Consider the following 18,080-nt stretch of genomic DNA (forward strand, 5'->3'; position numbering starts at 1 on the left):
AGGGCCTCTTCATGTTTGTGAGGTTGTAGTGAGAAACGCCGTTGCTGATGCCTTGGCTCGTGTTTACGGTGACCGGTGGCCTTGGTCTCCCTCATTCGAACAGAGTCTGCCTAATCCAACTGTGGGGTATAGCCCGCGGAGAGACCTATTCAGTGCTAGGCGCTCCGCTACGACTACTGGCAAAGTCATTCCGGAGCTTAAGTTTGTTTTCTGGCAGAAAATGTTCACTAGCAGGCATGATTTGAGGTTATGGGGACCTCATATGTTGGATGTTTTTCCCAATCTCAATCATACACAAGACATCGCCGTGTCACGCAGCATGATCTACTCCAACCTAGAGCAAGTGAGGGGGTTGAGAAATCGTATCGCCCATCACGAGCCTATTTTTGCGCGGAATCTTAGCGATGACTATCGAAAAGTCGCCGAGCTCATCGGTTATCGCTGTCCATTAACTGCCGCTTGGATTGATGCTGGACAGCAAGCCTCCGCAATGATTGCTGCCGGGCCCTAATGAATGATGATTGTGAGTTTGACTGACCGACAATAACCTATTTTTGCAAATCGAGTGGCATTGATCCGCCTGTGCGATCTCGCCCAGCTAGGGCCGGCGAAACTTACTCTTTTCGCAGATCATGTGCCAGGGAGGGGCCGCCCGCAGCGGCCCTTTTGATTCAATGAAGACAACCCGCCTATAGGCCAAGCTGAGCGTAAAGCACGAAGAGGAACATCGGCAGTCCACTCAGCACAGCAAACGCCCCAAGCGCACCCAGCATGGTCAGGACGGTCATGACCCACCACTGCCACCAAGCGAAGCCCCTGTCCCTAGCCTGGGCTACGCGGGCCTCTGCCGGGTAGAGCCGAGCCGCCTTCCGGCTTGCGCGTCGGGCCATGAGCGGCCCAACGACGAACCCGAAAGGTCCAGTGAGGAGCAGGGCACCCGAATACCACCAGAAAAATCGGTCCCGTGGCGTCGTGAGATTGCGGCGGGCGGGCACCGGTTGGTCAAGCAGGGGAGGGGGCACGCTCATTTGGCGTAGGCCCTCCAGCTCCCTGACTCCTTCGCATACCTAAGGTTCTTGCTGACCGGAATGAGCACCTGGCGGCCGCCGATATCGATGGAGACTTTCCCCTTGGTGTCGCAGCGGTAGCCCCCCACGTCTTGGGCCTCGACGCATCCGGTCAGTTCGAAGTCGCGGATGTCGCCAACCCGTCCAGCCCCGCTTTCCTCCAGAAGGGTGGCGAGTGCCCTTTCGGCATCGTTAGTAGACGGCGGGCCACCGCAAGCAGTGAGGATAAGTGCAATGGCCAAGCCGGCCAGGGGAAACCTTGCGTTCATGGGTCAATCCTTGAGGGTGATGATGGGGCGGCGGTAGGCCGCCCCGGACGGGTAGAGAAAGAGGGGGCTTACCGGTCTCGATTGCCTTCCGGCTTGAACCCCGCGATCCACATCCGGCTGTCCTTGAACGGAGTCAGCATCCCCGACGCGCCCGGGTGCAGGTCGGCGGTTTGGATGAAGGCAGCGACCCACGCCACCCTCAGGGCCACGTCGACGGCCTTGTCGGACACGCTGGGGCGAGAGACGTTGACCACGAACGGCTGGCTAGCCGGGTTGGGGCCTGTGGACCGGCTGGCCCCGGTGTTGGGCTTGGCGGCAGGCACCCGAACGCCCATCAAGGTATCCCTGCCTTTCCACAGCGCGGCGCTGTTGAGCTCGGCGGTGTCGCCCAAGTCGTCGGTCTCCGTCAGGGCTGCATCAGCGCAGGTCCGGAAGGTCTCCGTGGTCGAGTCCGTAGCGCTAGTCCAAATCCGGGCCTCCACGGTCCAGCACGGCAGGGTGGTGCCCCATTCAAGGTAGGTCAAAGCGACCCGGGGCCACTCCAATCGGCCCTGCTGGGCGAGCCGGTGGTTATCGGATTTGAAGAGCCCGGGCAGCTTCCCTGCACCGCTGACCGGGGCGTAGATGGGCTGGTGGTTATTAGCTTGTCCAGCGGCAGCCCCGGTGGGCTTCACTCCAATCATCTGGCCGCCAGCGTCCTTCAAGCTCTTCCCCAGCTGCCTGAAGAAGCCGGGCTGTTGCGCCTGCTGGGTGGACTGGGTGGCTTCCTGGGCCGATGCAATCTGGCCACTCAGCGACAGCGCGGCTGCCAGAGCGGCGGCCATCCTTGTGGTGTCCTTCATTAGGTGCCCCTGTAGACCGCCACGCCGGCGGCATTTACGATAATCGCAGATGTGCAATCGGGTTCCAACAGTCAGACTTGGGAGGAGTTCAGCTTTGGTGCAAGAATCCGGATGCAGCCCAAAACGCCTACGACGGTCTATGGCAAGCGCCTGCGAAGCGCCAGGCTCGCCAAGCGTTGGACACAGGCCCAGCTGGCGGAGCGGATTGGAATGGTGGACTCCGTCTCGGGGGCGACCCGAGTGAGCCGCTACGAAACGGGTCAACATGACCCTGACCCCGCGACCTCTCAGGCATTGGCTAAAGCGCTAGGTCTTCCGGTCGCTTACTTCCATGCAACCTCAGATACGCTGGCCGAAGTGATTTTGTTGGTGTCCAAGCTGCCGGTCGCCAAGCAGAAGGAAGCCCTCCAGCGCCTGAAGGACATGTTGGCTAAGTCGGAGGAAGGGCGTTGAAGAAGGTTATCTGGAAGCTGATGATCTTCTTCGCTTCATGCGGTTCGCTGCTTTCAGGCTTCTTTTGGTTCATGTCCGCCAGAATCCAGCGCGAGTTGATGGATGCTCCCGGTGCTCCCGAGCAGTTCTCAAAGACGATGTTGGTCTTGTCAGCTGACATGAACTACTGGGCTGCCCTTGATGCTTTTTGCACAGGCGCGGCACTGGTCTTGTCCGCCATGTTTGAAGATTCGAACAGCAGCGATTGAGGCTTCTGCCGGGTCTTGAACCTCGACCATCAGGCAGCTTTCTATCCAAACGCGTCCATGGAAGAGACCGCATGTTTATCTACGTCGATGAATCCGGCACGTTCCTTTCTGCTGAGAAGAGCAACAGTTGGTGCGTCGTTGCTGGGTATGTCGTCCCAGAGGTGGCCAGGAAGCGGGTAGAGCAGTCGCTGGCACTGCTCAAACGGCGCTTGGGGCGCGGTATCCAAGATGAGGTCAAACTGAAAGACCTGTCAGAAGCCAACCTGACGCGCTTCCTGGGTGAGCTTGGTAAGCTCGAAGCAACACTCTTCGTCTCTGCGATTGACCTGGGCCATCAAGACCCCGAAGTGGTGGTGGCGCATCAAGCAAAGCAGGTCGAGAGCGTGAGAGCCAATCGTCCAAACATGCTCTATGAAGAGGGACGTGCTTCCATCGATGATCTGTCGGACAGGCTGGAACGTCTCTCTCCACAGCTCTACACCCAGATGGTGGCGCAAATCAGCCTGCTGGATCAGGTCTTTCGGGTAGCGACGCTTTACTACGTCCAACGCTTGCCGGCGACACTAAGCAGCTTCAAATGGCGCATGGATGAGAAGAACTCGGTTCGACCGATTTTCGAGCAGACGATTACTCATATGACCCCGGGCATCATCCAGGCAAAGTCTTTTCGAGACCCCGGTGTCTTCGTGGAGGGCTTCGACTACTCCCACTTCGATAGGAACTTTAGAAGCGCCCCCCAGGACATTCCAGCCTACCTCCAAGAAGCGGTTGATCATACGATCAAGTCTGCGGTGAACTTGGGAGAGGTCATGCAAGATTCCACGTTCGTTCGCTCGCACGATGTTCCTGGCATTCAAGTGGCCGACCTGTTGGCGTCGGCCTGGCGCAGGGTGCTGAGGGGGGAGTTTGAGGACAACGAGGGCGTCGCGCGCCTTCTGGGGATGCTGACGGTTGAGGGGCAAACGCCGAATCCCTCCATCCACCTGATGACATTGGGCGAAGAGCAGTTGGCGGAAGGGACAGCGTATCGCGCGGCCCTGAATGCAAAACGGACCTGTAGGCCAATGGTCTACAAGAGAGCGGCCAAGGGCCGCAATAGCCCTAAGGCAAAGCCTTCAGAGGGTTAAGAGATGGAGGCCCTGGGGAATCGTGCTCTGAGCCTTCCCATGAAGTCGTGCCACTCCCGTTCAAACATTGAGGATGCTGCTCCCCCGTTGGAGAGCTTGGCCTCCTTCAAGAACTGCGGAAAGAGGTAGCCTTTGAAGCGTTGAGTCGACTTTTCCGTAAAGATGCGCAGTCCGTGCTGGCTGATCGAATCCACCAGTTGCGGAAGCGCGGCATAGCCTACGACGGCAAAGGGGTAGCGCTCTTGGATGCCGGCTTCCATGCCCCGTTCCTCGAGCTCGCTTTCCACCAGGGTCGAAAGCGCGTCAACGGACTTGTCGCCAAACAGCACCCAGTCTTCCAGGGTGACAACTAGGCAATAAATCGGTCCGTCTAGCACTTGGATGCCTGCTCGGCCCGACGTTGCATCAAGAATATTGCGATAGTTCTGGACGACTGCGTTGGCCAAACGCTTCAGGCCGGCCTCCAGATCGCCCGGGTTAGCCGCAAGCTTTGCCGGGATGGGAATGCGCATGGTCTTGCATTCCACGAACACGGTGGCGTAGGTATCCGTCAGCAGCCAGTCACTGCCTTGGTGCTGTGCCCCATTCACTATGTATGGGGCGGGACGCTCAGCCGCCGTTTCGCCCTGGATGAGGCCAAAGCAATCCCCTACCACCTCCTCAAATGCATCGCCGTAAGCTTGGGCGAAGCCGGTAGCGTCCGCGAGGTCATAAAAGAGCCCGGCGAGTAAGCGCTTCCCCAACAACTGTGGTCGCGGACAGGCAAGGTGATCTGGTGCGTCGGCGCGGAGCTGGATGAGCGGCCTTACGACAATGGGGTTGGGTGTGTAGTCCCACGAAGAATCATACCTGACGTCCAGCTTGCACCGGTCGCGTAATAGCCTGGGCGTGCCAGTGATTGCTGCCACTCGGGCTGCGACCACCGCGGGACTCAGTCCAAGCTTGGCGAGCTGCGGAGCCAAGGGCACTTCGTAGCTGCTCATGAAGAGCGCTTGGGTAGCTCCGGCCAGCAAGAAGTAGTCCTCCGATGTCAGTCCCAGTGCCTTGAAAACAACGCTTGAAAGGCGACCCCGCTTGTAAAGTGACCAGTAGCGTCCAAAGTAGGCGGGTCCAAAGCGATCGAAATGAGGCAGCTGTTGGTGGCCGATTCGGTGCATGGTTGTCCAGATGTCCAGATCACACCTTGCCTTGAAATTGCTGTAGCTACGGATGGCGTTGTGCAGCGTGCCTAGGTCTTGCCAGTTTCGCAGTGAACGGCGAGCGCCTTTTGAGGCTCCTGCGTGCTGAAGCACTTCTCTCAGGTAGAGATCTAGGTAGAACTCGAAGGTGTAGGCCTTGACCTGGTTCGGCAGCCCCGGCCGAGAGTGCTCATACTCGATAGGAAGTTGGTGCCCATAACCCACATGCAGGCTATAGGCCCAGATATGAACCATGGAGTCTCGCAGACCAAAGCTGGCAGCGATCTTTGCGAGTTGATCGTAGGTCACGCTGAGGCCTCGTCCGATGAGGAGGCCCATTATCAACCCTAACGCAGGCATGGCGGACGCCCGTACTGTTTAAATGATATAACCTAACTAAACCCGCTTTTTAAGCTGAACGATAAATAACTTGGGTATAGGGTTGTTTGTTTATCCCTGAGTTTTTCTTATGCACGGCTTGCCACTACATGGTGGTGGGGAGATGGCATGGCGAAGAACGAACAGACGGGCCCGAAAGCAGCGAAGGCTTCTAGTGATGTGTTGCGTGACGGTCGAACTGGAAGCAAGTCGAAGACGGCGGCGGGCTCTGCCCTCAGCCAAACCCCCGACAAAGGAAAGAAGGGCAAGAATTAAGCCGTAGCGAAGTCAGCGCCGCAGGGTGCTTGCTTCCTCCCAACCTATAACCCCTACGTGAGGCCATTGAGCTAAGCTCTGGCAAGGGAAGGCGTTGGAGAGCAAGTGACCATCTTCCGGGTTTACGACATCGTGTGGGACGTGGATGGGGCGTCGGCGGCGCTTCCGTCCGAAGTCGAGATCGCCTGCGCTGACAGAGAGTCCCTGCCGGACGCTCTATCCGACGCCTACGGGTGGCTGGTCAAGGACTTTAAAGTGGGCCGGCAAACTAGGGCAGAAGACTAACCCTAGACGGCACGTCGGGGACCGCCTAGCCACCAGACGGCGAAGCAACTCGATCGGTTCCATCGGTTCACCGCCCCCTTGCGCACTGACCCAACGCCCAGCTCAGCTCGATTCGGCTAAGCTGGCGATATTGGTTGTCCCGCCAGCCGTAATTAAGGAAGACTCGATGGGTGTCCTAAACGTTTGTTGTTATCCAACCTCCATTGCTCTCAAGGCTGCTGATCATGCATATGTGCCTTGTGGAGACGGTGCGTATGCGTGGGGATGTTGGGGAGGAAATAGCGGTGGAACTGTAGTTCGTTCTGGGACGGGCAGCACCGCGCGTGCAGAGGCTATAGCCGGTGACAAGGGCCGAGCAGGCATAACTCACTACCTTATAAATGGCGTATGCCACCAGTCTGCGAACAGAATTCTCCTGCCAGCACGCATCACTGCTAACAATGCTCGTGGTCACCTGCTATCGGTTTCTATCTTCGGGCTGTTTGGGCGCCCCTCAGCGGGTCTCGGTCTCTTCCTGGCACCTTTGTATTTACATGGTTCGACGTCGGGTGATCTAGATGCGTGCATTTACCAAGGAACTGCGGCTTCCTCCAATGCCCCGCCAGAGCAGGCCTTCATTGAAGCGAGCATCGCTCTTTACGATAAAACATACCCGGAATTGCTGGTTAAAAGTTCTGATGGAGCTGGTGGCAGTCACCAGGCTCCGGACCAACAGGTGGGTGAGAATCAAGTCCAAAGAACGGCTGAGTTTAACATTGAGAATTTCAAGCTATTTGTTAAATACCGCGCGGTAGCTAGAGGCCAGATGTTCAGCACCATTCAGTTCCATAAGATGATGGTTGCCCGTGAAGAATTTGAGCGATCGAGAGAAGTCATCGAGATTGAATTTGGTGAAATTGGCTCCGGCGGGTGGCAAGATTTCGTGAGGAAGTTTGATGATCTAACTCTGCATTTTCAGGACCGCCTAGCTCAGATCTTGCCGCCTCAGGACTACGAAGCTCTACTTGACATTTCTCAAGAGCGTCGCATGGTTCTCTCAGACCCCGAAATCGTTGAGAGCGTATATGCACCAGGTTCCAAACCAAGAGGGCCCGGCCGGAGATAGGCCTGAATACGGGCGGCGTTTGACCCAGGCCGAATACGATGAACGCGCAGCTGCTATTCACGAAGGGCTTGCGCCAATCCCTAGCAAGGCCGAGCAGCGCGCAGTGCGGCGCGCCGAGCTGGACTTGGTGATTGACTACGCATTGGGGGTAGGCGTTCCTCAAGGGCGGAGGGATGATATCTGGCGAGTCCAAGAAGAGCTCCATGCGCGCAATATTGCTCACTTGCTTGCGGGGTTTTTGGTCTGCCCGGCTGATCCGTCTCGCTACATGGTTCGGGCGAGGGTGCGAAAGCTATCCAGGATTCTTGACCGTCAGAGCGTGTGCGCTTTCCTCGGGCTGAGTGCGCGAGACTACGACGCTCTCGTGTAACTAAATCACATGGTTGATGTAGGTGAGCACGGCGGGCGACGGGCCCCTGGTGTCAATGCGTGGATGCGCAGCCGGGGAAACCTTGGCTGCGATATTGCCGCGTTTTACGCCGCCCATTGGGCTCTAGTAGGCTAGGGCCTGTTTGCATGTTTGCTATGTTCCCGTGCGTAGGTGCGGAGCGACACGATCCATAAGCTGTTCAGTCGCCCTCCCAAGCTCCCCGGTCAGGTCAGTTGTATTCAGGTCTATCGCCAAAACCGAAACATTGACCTTGCCAACTTTTCCGATTGCGATCACAGATGGCTTGCCCTGTGGACGCTGTGGAACGGCGATGATCGCGTGGCGAGCCCCATATACGCCTGCATACGTGACGACCTGTTCCACATCTGATCGGTCCGGCACCTTGCCGCCATACGGTCGGTATTTGACGTCCATCACTGCGATTGTTTTCTTGTTGTGCGTGATCACGATGTCGGGCTTCACCTCGATATTGCGCGCATCTCGCAGCTTCGGATGCCGGTAGAGCCTGCGCTGATGTCCTTCTGCGTCATTGATGTTGCCGTCAAAGACGCCTAAGCCATGCGCCGCAAGTAGCTCGGTAAGGCGTGACCTTAGGAAGCACTCGAAGGTGTCCTCCAGGTTGACGACCACGGGGTTCAGTCGAAGCGCACCTCGCTCCGTAGGATCAATCCCAGCACCGGAAAAAATGGCTATGGCGAGGGCTGAGGCCTCGGCATACTCGGGTCGTCTGGCACACTTTTGCCCCATGGGCGTAAGCGCAATCTCTTTCAACCGTCGGTCATTGATGTGGACGCGTGAGAAGATGGTCTTGGCTTCAGCCAGTGCAGAGCACATGGCCGGGGCGCCTTTAGCTCTGCCAAGGCGCCGGTAGGCAAGGTAAAGATGGGAGAGAGTCGCAAGAACGACCCGATTTGCCGGGGTGTCAACGGTCCGTTTCCAGGCGCGCGAGACAGACACGGTCGGGTTGTGAGTGATGAGCTGTTGGAGTCGAGTTTGGATTGGCAGTGGGGTGCCAACCAACGTCACGCCAGTAGAAGTCTCCGGCGTGAAGTCGAAGTCCAATCCGTTTAGCCGAATAAGCTTGGCGAGATGTATTAGCCTTCCCGCAAGTAGGTCGGTCAGGTTGCTCGGCCGAAGCTCCCCTTGCCCATACCCGTAGTAGCCGAGTGGAATAGTGCGCTGCTTCCCTGACGCAACATGGGACAGAAGCTCGTGCATGACACTTATAGGAACGCGGGGCCGGACTTGGATGGCCACGTGTTCGTTCAGGGGAATAAACCCCACCCAAGAGGTTGCACGTAATTTGAGACGTCCACCATCCAGGGAGATCGCCAAATAGCCCGCCTTTTCAACCCCCGGATCAAGAACGAGCTTGTCCCCCCTGAAAATCCGGTCCGGCGCAATTTGGATTTCGCCGTGCTCAAAAACGGTATAAACCTCCGCGCCTCGTGATGCGTGCGGGAGGTCCGTTCTCGGGAGGTTGGGGTTCATTCGGATTCTTTATTTGACCCAACTTCGTCCGCAGGTCCTGGCACAGCCGGCCGGTTGGCTTTACGGGCCTTCCACGCGGTCTCGATTCGGGTGGCCTCAGGAGGATCCAAGCGAGTAACCCGTTTGATGTGGGGCCATATTTGGAACTTCCAGAGTCGGTCCAGCGAAGCGTCGTCTTTCACTCTTGAAAAGTAAGCGTGACCAACATGAATCATGCTGTTGCTGGAGCCTTGCAGTAAGCCGAAAAGCGCTCTGCAAAGTTCCTTGGTCTCTACGTCCGCTCCATTGCTATCCAAGATGCCTAAGAGTTCTTCTGCATTGGGCAACACCTCAATGTGCGCAAATCGGCGCTCCAGTGCGATGTCAAGTTCATCCACGGAGATGTCCCAAGGGTTCATTGTAGCGATGATGAACAAATTCCCCGGAATCTCGGCGATCTCCCCGGAGGCAAGATAAAATGGCCTGTCGCGCAGCGACATTTCAAGGTAGGTCAATGCTTCCCCCAACACCCGGGGAACATCGGCGCGGCTGATCTCGTCAATCACTAGGACATAGCTGTTTTCTTGGTCTTCTTTGGCTGCTTGCGCAATGGTGAGCAGATGCCTGTTAGCCCGCACAAAGCCGCCGGCGCCATCGGGCTCCCAGCCCTGCACGAAGTCCTCGTATTGATATCCGGTATGGAACTGGACAGACCTGATGCGATCCGGTGAGCCTGCAAGACGCGCTGCGATTTTTTGGGCATACCAGCTCTTGCCGGTCCCAGGCGGGCCACTTAGGATTACTCCTCCATAGCCGTCCATCTTGGCCTCGCTGACCGACAACCATAGAGGGTGCTCATCCGAGATTGCGTCTATGGTGATTTCGGACTCGGTTGATGGCGGTTGGTCCGCTGGCGAGGCCTTCGGGTCACCTTGTGCCGGTATCCCAAGTTCCTCCCTACTGTAGCGTTTATCTGGTTCGACCGATTGTTTCATTTGGATCGGCTGCGGAGCGTTCATCGAAACAGAGCCCCTTTGTAGAAAAATGGGGTGGAGTAGTTAGACGTCACCTCTTCTTCAGAGAGTCCAAACTCACGCTGGGTAAGGTCTTTGATGCCCTCGTAGCTCGCAATTTCAGGGGCCACTAAGTAGTCCCTGTAGAGAAACACGCCGAGCGCGTCGAGGGAAATCGGCCGGCCGTTCAAAAGATGCTGAAGTGCCAATGACTCATGCTTGGGAAGGAGGCTGAACGTGACTGGCGTCACATCATTGTCGTAGCTGGCTACCTTCATCAGGGGGGCTACACCCCTCAGGGAGCTAGGAGCGTAGGACCCCGCCACGTTTTTATTGTTCGTGGGACCGCCAAAAGGTTTGATGTACGGCACATCTTCCGACATGCCATTCGCACGTAGGAATCGGTCGAAAAAGCTCTTGAAGTTAACTCTCAAGTCTTCAGTTCGACCATCCGTCTGCGCGGCTTCACGGATGGCCAGGTAGCCCAGGAAGTGCGTGTGAACTTTACTTCCCTCGAGCTGCTCCCAAGCGGCGCGAACCGCTTCCCTCTTCAGCCTCATTGTCGGTGCCACTGGCGCTCCATACGGCTCGGTCCGTTAATGGAGCAAAGTCTACACCGATCGCCGATCTCTGCATTCGCGCTGCGACACGCAGGGTGGTCCCTGTTCCCTTGAATGGGTCCAGAACCATTCCCGGACGGAATCCGGCGTTGCAACCACAGTCTGTCCAGCCTGTGGTCCGCTTCTTGGCAAAGGTGAACTCCCTGAAGTAGCCTCCCAAGGCGAGCTTCGCCTCGGCCGCCAGGATTTGGACGCTAGCGGTATTTCGGCCTGTCCCTGTTTGGACCTTGAGCGCCTTCCCTGCGTCCGAGATGCCGGTGGCTTGGATGGCTGCGATGTGGGCAGCCGTCAGCCTGTGCTTCTTAGCAAGTTCCATCGCCCTTAATGCTTGAGGTCGAGTGGGATCGAGCTCGGCAGTTCTGGCGATGATCCGCTCCCTCGGCTTTCCGCAGGCTTTGCAAACCATGAGCGGGCAAGCAAGTGTCAAAGCGCGCTCAACCAGCTCCTCGGGGAATGGCGCAAGATGACTTCCCATGCTTCTTTGGAGGGCAATGTTCCATACGTCGCCTTGTGTGCTTCCGTTCCCAAACTGTTCTGAGTAGCCGAAGGCATCGTAGTAGTAGTCGGCATCCTTAGTGAAGTGAAGGATATATTCATGCCGATTCGCCAGCCGATTCTTTGCTGGCTCGGGCATGCCGCCTTCCTTCGCCCATATGATTCGGTTTCTAAGGATCCAGCCATCATCAGCAGCAGCCGCTTCAACGCGGCCGGGGACGCCTGCCAGAGATTTGTTGTGGTAGGTATCGCCGAGGTTCACAAATACAGAGCCGTGGGGGGCAAGTAGGCGTCGCCACTCCCGCAGGCAGTCAACGATGGTGGCCGCAAAAGCCTTAGGGGTCGGCTCTTGGCCAATCTGGCCGGCGAAGCTGTAATCGCGTTTCTTCCAATACGGAGGGGACGTGACGACCACATCGATCGTGGCTGGCTCTAGGGGAATATCCCGAGCATCTGCCTGAATCTCGCAATAGGTCGGCAAGCTATCTTTCTGCTTACCGGGGGACTCGGGATTTTTTTTGACTGCCATACATGTCTCGAACGATGAAATGCGTGATCGCGCCACAGCAATGGTCCCGATCATTGATGCCTGAGCCCTCACGCCCTGAAAGGGTGTAGATAGCATGTCTATGCCTACTTTGTAGCACAGCGATTCGACGTCGTAGACCCCTGTGTTAGCTTGCCAAAGCAGGCTCTCAGAGGCTGAGATTGAGAAATCTGAACAAGGATCTCGACCTTGGGCGCGGCATGCTATCACCCGCCTGTGATCCCGCAAGTGGCCCTGTGTCTCCAAGCTGATAGCAAGGGCGAATAGCGCACTTAGGCATCCTGACGGATGCGTGCGCCAAGGGCTTCGCCCCTGGGACCCCAAGCCGCTTTGCGACTTGCCAAAAGCAAAAGATGTTCCATAAAGACCCTTGTTTCCAAGGAGTTTTATGGCCATCTTTCACGCCGCAATCAAGGTCTTTAGCCGAGGCAAAGGCCAATCCGCTGTCGCCGCAGCCGCCTATCGAGGTGGCTTGCTGCTGTCCGATGTCATCACCGGGCAGCAGCATGACTATCGCCGCAGGAGCGGCGTCGTTGAGACTTTCTGCCTCGCACCTCCAGATGCACCCGACTGGGCGCTGGTGCCCGGCGAGCTCTGGGCCGTCGCGGAGGCCGCTGAGCGTCGTAAGGACGCTACGGTGGCTCACGAGTTCGAGCTGTCGTTGCCGTACGAGTTGACCGACGAGCAGCGCGCACACTTGGCGTTTTCCATTGCCGAGGCGTTGGTGGACCGCTACCAGTTCGCCATCCAAGCCAGCATTCACTCGCCTGGGACCCCGGACGGGCTCAACCATCACGTGCACCTGCTTGCCAGCACCAGGCGCATTGGGCCCGATGGGTTTGGCGAGAAAACGCGCGAGCTCGATGGCGGCGTGTCGGGGAAAGTGCAGGTTCAATGGGTCCGGGAGATGGTCGCTGAAACGACCAATGCACATCTTGAAGCAGCTGGCCTGACGGTCACGATTGACCACCGCAGCTTGGCAGAGCAGGCTCGGGCGGCTTCGGACCGGGGGGACGAACTCCAGGCCGTGGCCCTATCGAGAGAGCCCACGAAACACCTCGGTAAGGCGGCGGCGGCTTTGGCCCGCAAAGGCATGGGCAGCCGGCTGGTGTCAGAGAACGCCGCCATTGAGGTCGGCAACGCCGAACATCTGGACCATCTCACTATCCAGGCGGGCCGCGAGGGCAGGGCCGTCCCCATGTCGGCGTCGGTCGGTCATGCTCAAGGTGGCCGACCGTCCTCCATGCAGGGCTTGGCTCCTGGATTGGAGATTCGAGGCGTGTCCGGGATGCGGCTGTCGCAGGTCCTGGGCCGCCAGCAAGAATCAGCCGAAGGCCAGCGCCCGGTCAGTCTCGCAGAGCGCGTGGCTCAGGCCCTGCGCGACCTACAGGACATCGCGCGCGCCAGGGCAGACCTGTCGACCCAGCGTGTCCGTGCCGGGCTTGAATGGACTCAAGCCGAACTCGCGCGGGCTGGGGAGACGGTCCCCTTGCGGCAGTGGATTACCACGGCGGTTCTCCAGGTCCGGGCACTGCGAGCGGCAATCCTGGGGCGTGCCTTGCGATTGGTGTCGCTGGGCAGGGCCGAGCGCCTACATCACCTGGCTCAGCACGAATGGGAGCGCTTCAACACCGACTACCCCATGGGAACCAATGGCTACTCGCGGCCCGAATGGACCCAGCGGCGTGAGCGCCGCCTGTCTGCGCTGGAGCAGCGGACCAAAGAGCTGGAGAAGGCGCGCTCGCGTGGGTCAGCTGAAGCTCTGGTAGAGGTGGATGCAGACATCCTTCGCAAGGCAGAGGAGTTGGAGGCGATGCCGTCACCGTCGCCGTCACAGATCGTTCTTGAGCGCCAGGAAGCTCCGTCAGCTTTGGACTTCCCTGCGCCGGCCTTCAAACCCAAGCCGCCATCCCTCCATTGAACGAAAGAGCCCCGCGAATGCGGGGCTGGTTGTCATGACTGTGTCCGTAGACCTTTTTCGGCGAATACCCTGGCGCGGTAAGGGCTCATGGTATTGCGTGCAAGTCACCCCCGCGGATTATATTCCGATGAGTCCCAGATCAGCAGATCAAGCTCGGCCAGATTTTTCGCGATGTAGCTAGGGTTTGCGCGGAGGGCCGTCCTAAGCTTCTTCGCGAGATCTATGTATTTCGAGCCTTCGCTGGATCCACTCGGAGCGCTGAGTTGATGCTTGACCAAGAAGGCCCGAACCGGATTGTTGAGGACGGGGTAAGAGTTAGGGAATCGAAGGCAGAGCATTTCCGACAGGAAAGCTCGGCGTGCTGGGTTGGCGCGATCATGAAGGCGGTCTATCTCTCGCCTGACGACATCATCACGGTCTCGCTTGGAGGCGTCTTCAATGGCAATGAAGGCTTGGGCTATCTCCTTAAAGTCTGCCGCCATTCCCAGTCTCTCCCATCCTCTTCCTTGCAATCGATTGCCAAGCTCGAAGCTCCAGTGGCTCGGCAGTAGTTCATAAAACTCTTTGTTCTTTATTTCGCCTTTCGCAGTTCGCCTGAAAAGGGCCATGAGTCCTTTTTTGTGCTTCTCGAAGGCCTTCATCTGGTTCTGGCGTTCTTGGACGCGTTCCGCGGCGTTCGCGGGCCAAGGGAGCTTGAAGACCACGGTAGGGGCCTCGTCGGCGAAGGATGCCTTGTTCTCATCGCTGCCGATTTTGGGCGGACGGACTGCTTCCGTGTAGAGCTCCAGCCAGTCCTCTGAAACAGGGATGGATGATTCCTCGATCCAGTCTATCCAAGCTCTGACATCATTGAACTCACTGGCGGAAATCGATACGAGGATGTTCGCTTCCACATTGCTGTTGAAGGCTGCTTTGCTTAGGTTCGAAGAACCGATGATCATGAACGCGTCACCGCTCAGGTCCTTCCATATGACTGACTTCGGATGAAATCCGCGGATTCCATCGGCAACCAGGAACTCGGCCTTTCTCGATGGGGCTAGCCACCTCAGGACCTTCCGACAGGCATCTTTTCGCGTAATGCCGAAGTCCTTTCCAACGATGAATCGGAATCGCTTGCATTCGGGAGATATCTTTAAAGCGTCGTCCCACTCGGTCAGGTATGCGGAGACCACATACAGCTCCACCGCTTCTCGGAATGCCTTGGTGTAGCGATGACCGAGCTGACTTTTCTGCTTGCTCTGATGTAAGAACAGTTCCATGTTTTCCCTTTGCTAGTGTCCTGTAGCGTCCTGTCGTTCTCCCTCGCATGGGTTTCCCGTCCGAATTTCACGGGAGGGATGGGCCGCTCTCTCGCTTCGGCGATTGCTGCTGTGCCGTGACTGGCTGGAGGCCGCGAGCCTTCCGCCAGTCTTCCTGCGAGGGGAAGGTGGGCGGCAGCTGTGCGCGGTCAACCGTCGAGGCGCGTGGAGATGGTCGACTGGCCGGGCTGGGTATGTAGGTTTGATGGGCCTGGCCGTGGGGTGAGCCAGCGAACCTTCGCATGAGCAGCGCGGCGACATCAATGGCGTGTTGAACGTCGATTTCTCTGGCGTTGACGTCGCGCGTGTCGCTCTGGGCTATGAGGGTCGGGAGCAGGCGGCTGGCGATACGAAGCTCAACATTTGCGGGCATAGGATTTCTGAGGTTCCAGGTGTGAAAAGTCTTCACATCGAAGCACTGGCTGCAAGATTGGCAAGGGGAGGAATCTGCGCTGGTTCACAGATCTTGAAGTTGCTTTCCAATGCCTAGGAATCGAAAGCCGAGTAGCAAAAGCCGAGTGGCAAAAGCCGAGTGGCAAAAGCAGTCACACATCGGCCGATTCGATTTGAGGTGCCAGCTTAACCAGCCAGTGTCCGCCGGGCGCTTGTGAGGCTGTCAGGAGGTCATACGTCCTGATCATGTTCAGGAGACCGGAGTGGCCATAGGCGTTCGGGGAGAAAGATGGGTCAGTCCGTTTCAGATAGTGGCCCAGCGTTCCTAGCACCACTTCCCCGTCCGTGGTCCCATCGGCTAGCAAGGAGACCGCGTCGACCAAAAAGCGAGGGCGGCGTTTGGGAAGCGGCTTGGGTGCCTCCACTTTGCCGTGGGAGTCCTTGGGGGCCGGGGCAGGCGATTCGTCGCAGGGTGCATTCGACTCTGCTGGTTGCCACTCGAAAAACTGGTCGCAGGCGTTGCGCAACGCCTCTGGCGTCTTGGCTTCGCCGACGATACAAACCGTGGCTCCTCGCTCTCGAAGCTTGCGGCAAAGGTAGGCGAAGTCAGAGTCACTGGTCACCAGGCAAAAGGTGTCTGCGCGCTCGTCGAACATTGCCTCTAAGGCATCAAGCGCCAACGCAATGTCCGCTGTGTTCTTGCCTGCGGCGTATTGATATTGGAGGCATGGAGTAAACGCTTGCCGGACGAGCGTTTCCTGCCAGCGCTTGGTAAGCGTTGAGTGGTTGCCGTAGCCCCTCCGAACGACAACCCGCCCGAACTGCGCGGCCATGAGAAGGGCGTGGTCCACAATCTCCGGATTGACGTTGTCGCAGTCCAGAAGAACTGCGACGCGTGATTCATGCGGAACGATGCTCATCAACGAGCTTTCCTTTGCTTGTGGGAGCCGGGCTCCACGGTCAAGAGAGCGCGAAGCGCAGGCAGGTTGAGCTCGTAAGAAAGCACAGCCAGCCCCGGCGAGACGCCTTTAAGGCCTTTCAGCTTTTCCCGGACCGTGAAGGTCCGGCTGTAGGTGGCATGGTGCTCGTCGTCCAGCTCATGGCCCACCAGTTGGGCCCGGAGCTCGGAGACCACGCCAGCGCCTTGGAGCTCCTGAATCAGCGTTTTTCGGAGGGAGTGGAAGCCACGCTTGGCTTCCGGCCAGTTTGCCCCGACCTGCTCCAGGTGTCGGCCGAATGCCTTGGTGATCCAGTTGCCCGCGCCGTTTTTGGCGTTCGCCTTGGCGGCGGGGAAGAGCCTTGGTGCCTTCTGGGCTCGAAGGCTGCCTACCCAGTCCAAGAAGCCCAGCTCAATGAGGTCGGGACGCACGGGGATGGTGCGCAGGCTGACCTCGGTCTTGACCTTCTGGTGCTCCCCCTCGTCAGAAATGCGAATGCAGTGCAGTCCGTCGACCGTCAAGACATCCTCGACCAAGAGCTGGCCGACCTCTGAGGCCCGGGCACCCGTGTAGAGGCCCAGCAACGAGGCCCAGCGGGCGGACAGCGCCAGCTCTTCGAACGCGGCCGGTGCGAACAGCGCTTGGACCTGATGACTATCATAGGCCTTGAAGCTGAATCGCTTCCTAGCCCGCTTCTCGCGGGTGGAGTAGGTGACATGGCCTGCGGCCGGGTTGTCCCCCTTGGGATAGTGGCCGGAGGCCATGGCCCATTCGAAAAACCCTCCGCGGCCGCCGACATAACTTTGCTTGTTCGTCAGGGTGGGCGTCGCCGAGCCCCCGTCCCGCATGAACTGATACCACCGAGCCAGGTCGGACCGGGTGACCGAGTGGAGTTTGGCCTTTTCCCCCAGGAAGGACACCAGTGCCTCGATGGCGGTCTTTTTAATGGTGAACGTTTTGGGGAGGCAGCCGGGCTGGATGCTGGCCAGCCAAGCGTCGCGGGCCTTGCCCAGGGTGATGGTCTCCACGGCAGGCTTGGTCACGCGACGGGCCACGGGCATGGGCGGCACGCCCTGACGGATCAACTCGCTCAGCTCACTGGGCTGAGAGGCAGAGAGCTCCATCATCTGCTGATAGAGCCTGACATCGTCCGGCGTGTCGATTTGCCAGTGCTCGGTCACCGTCCCGTCTGCTGCCTTGGTCCGGTTCAAAATCAACTGCTGTAGCGGGTCGCCACCGGTCATGCGCCTGAGCAGCGCGTCGATGTCCTCTTCCTTGATTCCCATGCGTTGCTCCCTCAACACGTCGAAGGCTTGAGCATAGCGCGCCGCCAGTTGCAGGGCGCGCAACTGGGCCACGGCCAGCTCGGACGTGCGCAGGGTGCGCTTGAAGATGCGTCGGCCAAGGATGGCCTGGAGATCGGTGGGAACCCGTTGCCGGAAAGACCAGAGGCCAGTGGGCGAGCGAACAAGATGGTGTGGGATGCGCATCGTCAGATGTGTCCCGATTTGTGTCCCGTCGAGGGTCACCCCAGAAAAGCAAAAACCCCTGCGTAAACAGGGGTTTGCGTAATCTGGCGGAGAGAGGGGGATTCGAACCCCCGAAGCGCGGTTTAGACGCTTACACACTTTCCAGGCGTGCTCCTTCAACCACTCGGACACCTCTCCGGATCCTGCTGCTGCAATGCCTCAGCAGGGGCGCAGATTCTATAGGGACTGGCCGCCGGCCACAAGCACCCCCCTGGACAGGGTGCTGGCGGACAGGGT

General features: G+C 58.4%; 17 protein-coding genes and 1 tRNA gene. 6 read left to right on the forward strand and 12 right to left on the reverse strand.

Translation table 11 applies throughout. The features are described from left to right. Positions 1–689: 689 nt before the first annotated feature. The 3 genes from VA603_RS07395 to VA603_RS07405 form a co-directional block, all read right to left on the reverse strand. Positions 690–1,028, reverse strand: a complete 339-nt coding sequence (locus tag VA603_RS07395) for a hypothetical protein (protein WP_323438394.1) — start codon at positions 1,026–1,028, stop codon at positions 690–692. Next, the gene (locus VA603_RS07400; protein ID WP_323438395.1) at positions 1,025–1,336 is read right to left on the reverse strand and encodes a hypothetical protein; all 312 of its coding nucleotides are present in this window, start codon (positions 1,334–1,336) and stop codon (positions 1,025–1,027) included. Before VA603_RS07400 ends, VA603_RS07395 begins: the two co-directional genes overlap by 4 nt. A gap of 68 nt (positions 1,337–1,404) precedes the next feature. Next, positions 1,405–2,178 (reverse strand): hypothetical protein, encoded by a 774-nt coding sequence (locus VA603_RS07405; RefSeq protein WP_323438396.1) that lies wholly within the window; start codon positions 2,176–2,178, stop codon positions 1,405–1,407. Positions 2,179–2,289: 111 nt separating this feature from the next. On the opposite strand from VA603_RS07405, the gene VA603_RS07410 reads away from it, so the two are divergent. The 3 genes from VA603_RS07410 (at position 2,290) to VA603_RS07420 (ending at position 4,006) form a co-directional block, all read left to right on the forward strand. Continuing rightward, positions 2,290–2,631, forward strand: coding sequence for a helix-turn-helix domain-containing protein (locus VA603_RS07410; protein ID WP_323438397.1), 342 nt, complete (start codon positions 2,290–2,292; stop codon positions 2,629–2,631). After that, positions 2,628–2,879: a hypothetical protein gene (locus VA603_RS07415; protein WP_323438398.1), complete on the forward strand. Its 252-nt coding sequence runs from the start codon at positions 2,628–2,630 to the stop codon at positions 2,877–2,879. Before VA603_RS07410 ends, VA603_RS07415 begins: the two co-directional genes overlap by 4 nt. Before the next feature lie 71 nt (positions 2,880–2,950). Beyond that, positions 2,951–4,006, forward strand: a complete 1,056-nt coding sequence (locus VA603_RS07420) for a DUF3800 domain-containing protein (RefSeq protein WP_323438399.1) — start codon at positions 2,951–2,953, stop codon at positions 4,004–4,006. Here the strand turns inward: VA603_RS07420 and VA603_RS07425 are convergent. Continuing rightward, positions 4,003–5,493 (reverse strand): hypothetical protein, encoded by a 1,491-nt coding sequence (locus VA603_RS07425; protein WP_323438400.1) that lies wholly within the window; start codon positions 5,491–5,493, stop codon positions 4,003–4,005. The genes VA603_RS07420 and VA603_RS07425 overlap by 4 nt on opposite strands. 198 nt (positions 5,494–5,691) lie before the next feature. On the opposite strand from VA603_RS07425, the gene VA603_RS07430 reads away from it, so the two are divergent. Then, entirely contained in the window at positions 5,692–5,838 is a 147-nt protein-coding gene (locus VA603_RS07430) for a hypothetical protein (RefSeq protein ID WP_323438401.1), read from the forward strand. 451 nt (positions 5,839–6,289) lie between these two features. Beyond that, entirely contained in the window at positions 6,290–7,228 is a 939-nt protein-coding gene (locus tag VA603_RS07435; protein WP_323438402.1) for a hypothetical protein, read from the forward strand. A gap of 523 nt (positions 7,229–7,751) precedes the next feature. On the opposite strand, the gene VA603_RS07440 is transcribed toward VA603_RS07435, so the two are convergent. Genes VA603_RS07440 through VA603_RS07455 form a run of 4 tightly spaced genes read right to left on the reverse strand, consistent with a single transcriptional unit; the run spans position 7,752 to position 11,746 of the window. Then, entirely contained in the window at positions 7,752–9,110 is a 1,359-nt protein-coding gene (locus VA603_RS07440) for a 5-methylcytosine restriction system specificity protein McrC (RefSeq protein ID WP_323438403.1), read from the reverse strand. After that, positions 9,107–10,108, reverse strand: coding sequence for an McrB family protein (locus VA603_RS07445; protein ID WP_323438404.1), 1,002 nt, complete (start codon positions 10,106–10,108; stop codon positions 9,107–9,109). Before VA603_RS07445 ends, VA603_RS07440 begins: the two co-directional genes overlap by 4 nt. Further along, on the reverse strand, positions 10,105–10,662 hold the full coding sequence (locus tag VA603_RS07450; protein ID WP_323438405.1) for a hypothetical protein: 558 nt from the start codon (positions 10,660–10,662) through the stop codon (positions 10,105–10,107). The genes VA603_RS07445 and VA603_RS07450 overlap by 4 nt, the downstream gene beginning before the upstream one ends. After that, positions 10,607–11,746 carry a site-specific DNA-methyltransferase gene (locus tag VA603_RS07455; RefSeq protein WP_323438406.1) on the reverse strand — a complete coding sequence of 380 codons (1,140 nt, stop codon included), beginning with the start codon at positions 11,744–11,746 and terminating at the stop codon, positions 10,607–10,609. Before VA603_RS07455 ends, VA603_RS07450 begins: the two co-directional genes overlap by 56 nt. A 406-nt stretch (positions 11,747–12,152) precedes the next feature. On the opposite strand from VA603_RS07455, the gene VA603_RS07460 reads away from it, so the two are divergent. Continuing rightward, positions 12,153–13,685: a MobA/MobL family protein gene (locus VA603_RS07460; RefSeq protein ID WP_323438407.1), complete on the forward strand. Its 1,533-nt coding sequence runs from the start codon at positions 12,153–12,155 to the stop codon at positions 13,683–13,685. 104 nt (positions 13,686–13,789) lie between these two features. On the opposite strand, the gene VA603_RS07465 is transcribed toward VA603_RS07460, so the two are convergent. The 4 genes from VA603_RS07465 to VA603_RS07480 all read right to left on the reverse strand — a co-directional run bounded on the left by VA603_RS07465 (position 13,790) and on the right by VA603_RS07480 (position 17,981). Next, positions 13,790–14,944 carry a phospholipase D family protein gene (locus VA603_RS07465; RefSeq protein WP_323438408.1) on the reverse strand — a complete coding sequence of 385 codons (1,155 nt, stop codon included), beginning with the start codon at positions 14,942–14,944 and terminating at the stop codon, positions 13,790–13,792. 584 nt (positions 14,945–15,528) lie between these two features. Continuing rightward, positions 15,529–16,296, reverse strand: a complete 768-nt coding sequence (locus VA603_RS07470; protein ID WP_323438409.1) for an NYN domain-containing protein — start codon at positions 16,294–16,296, stop codon at positions 15,529–15,531. After that, the gene (locus VA603_RS07475) at positions 16,296–17,804 is read right to left on the reverse strand and encodes a site-specific integrase (protein ID WP_323438410.1); all 1,509 of its coding nucleotides are present in this window, start codon (positions 17,802–17,804) and stop codon (positions 16,296–16,298) included. The genes VA603_RS07470 and VA603_RS07475 overlap by 1 nt, the downstream gene beginning before the upstream one ends. Positions 17,805–17,888: 84 nt before the next feature. Next, positions 17,889–17,981 (reverse strand) — tRNA-Ser (locus tag VA603_RS07480). Between the last annotated feature and the right edge of the window lie 99 nt (positions 17,982–18,080).

Source organism: Stenotrophomonas capsici (genome assembly GCF_034961085.1).
Taxonomy (GTDB): Bacteria; Pseudomonadota; Gammaproteobacteria; order Xanthomonadales; family Xanthomonadaceae; genus Stenotrophomonas; species Stenotrophomonas capsici.

What these genes read in the sequence shown, in the direction of transcription:
- VA603_RS07445 (WP_323438404.1), bottom strand. Translation starts at nt 10,108, where the DNA reads ATGAACGCTCCGCAGCCGATCCAAATGAAACAATCGGTCGAACCAGAT.
- VA603_RS07475 (WP_323438410.1), bottom strand. Translation starts at nt 17,804, where the DNA reads ATGCGCATCCCACACCATCTTGTTCGCTCGCCCACTGGCCTCTGGTCT.
- VA603_RS07465 (WP_323438408.1), bottom strand. Translation starts at nt 14,944, where the DNA reads ATGGAACTGTTCTTACATCAGAGCAAGCAGAAAAGTCAGCTCGGTCAT.
- VA603_RS07410 (WP_323438397.1), top strand. Translation starts at nt 2,290, where the DNA reads ATGCAGCCCAAAACGCCTACGACGGTCTATGGCAAGCGCCTGCGAAGC.
- VA603_RS07450 (WP_323438405.1), bottom strand. Translation starts at nt 10,662, where the DNA reads ATGAGGCTGAAGAGGGAAGCGGTTCGCGCCGCTTGGGAGCAGCTCGAG.
- VA603_RS07420 (WP_323438399.1), top strand. Translation starts at nt 2,951, where the DNA reads ATGTTTATCTACGTCGATGAATCCGGCACGTTCCTTTCTGCTGAGAAG.
- VA603_RS07395 (WP_323438394.1), bottom strand. Translation starts at nt 1,028, where the DNA reads ATGAGCGTGCCCCCTCCCCTGCTTGACCAACCGGTGCCCGCCCGCCGC.
- VA603_RS07470 (WP_323438409.1), bottom strand. Translation starts at nt 16,296, where the DNA reads ATGAGCATCGTTCCGCATGAATCACGCGTCGCAGTTCTTCTGGACTGC.
- VA603_RS07405 (WP_323438396.1), bottom strand. Translation starts at nt 2,178, where the DNA reads ATGAAGGACACCACAAGGATGGCCGCCGCTCTGGCAGCCGCGCTGTCG.
- VA603_RS07435 (WP_323438402.1), top strand. Translation starts at nt 6,290, where the DNA reads ATGGGTGTCCTAAACGTTTGTTGTTATCCAACCTCCATTGCTCTCAAG.
- VA603_RS07430 (WP_323438401.1), top strand. Translation starts at nt 5,692, where the DNA reads ATGGCGAAGAACGAACAGACGGGCCCGAAAGCAGCGAAGGCTTCTAGT.
- VA603_RS07440 (WP_323438403.1), bottom strand. Translation starts at nt 9,110, where the DNA reads ATGAACCCCAACCTCCCGAGAACGGACCTCCCGCACGCATCACGAGGC.
- VA603_RS07455 (WP_323438406.1), bottom strand. Translation starts at nt 11,746, where the DNA reads ATGGCAGTCAAAAAAAATCCCGAGTCCCCCGGTAAGCAGAAAGATAGC.
- VA603_RS07400 (WP_323438395.1), bottom strand. Translation starts at nt 1,336, where the DNA reads ATGAACGCAAGGTTTCCCCTGGCCGGCTTGGCCATTGCACTTATCCTC.
- VA603_RS07460 (WP_323438407.1), top strand. Translation starts at nt 12,153, where the DNA reads ATGGCCATCTTTCACGCCGCAATCAAGGTCTTTAGCCGAGGCAAAGGC.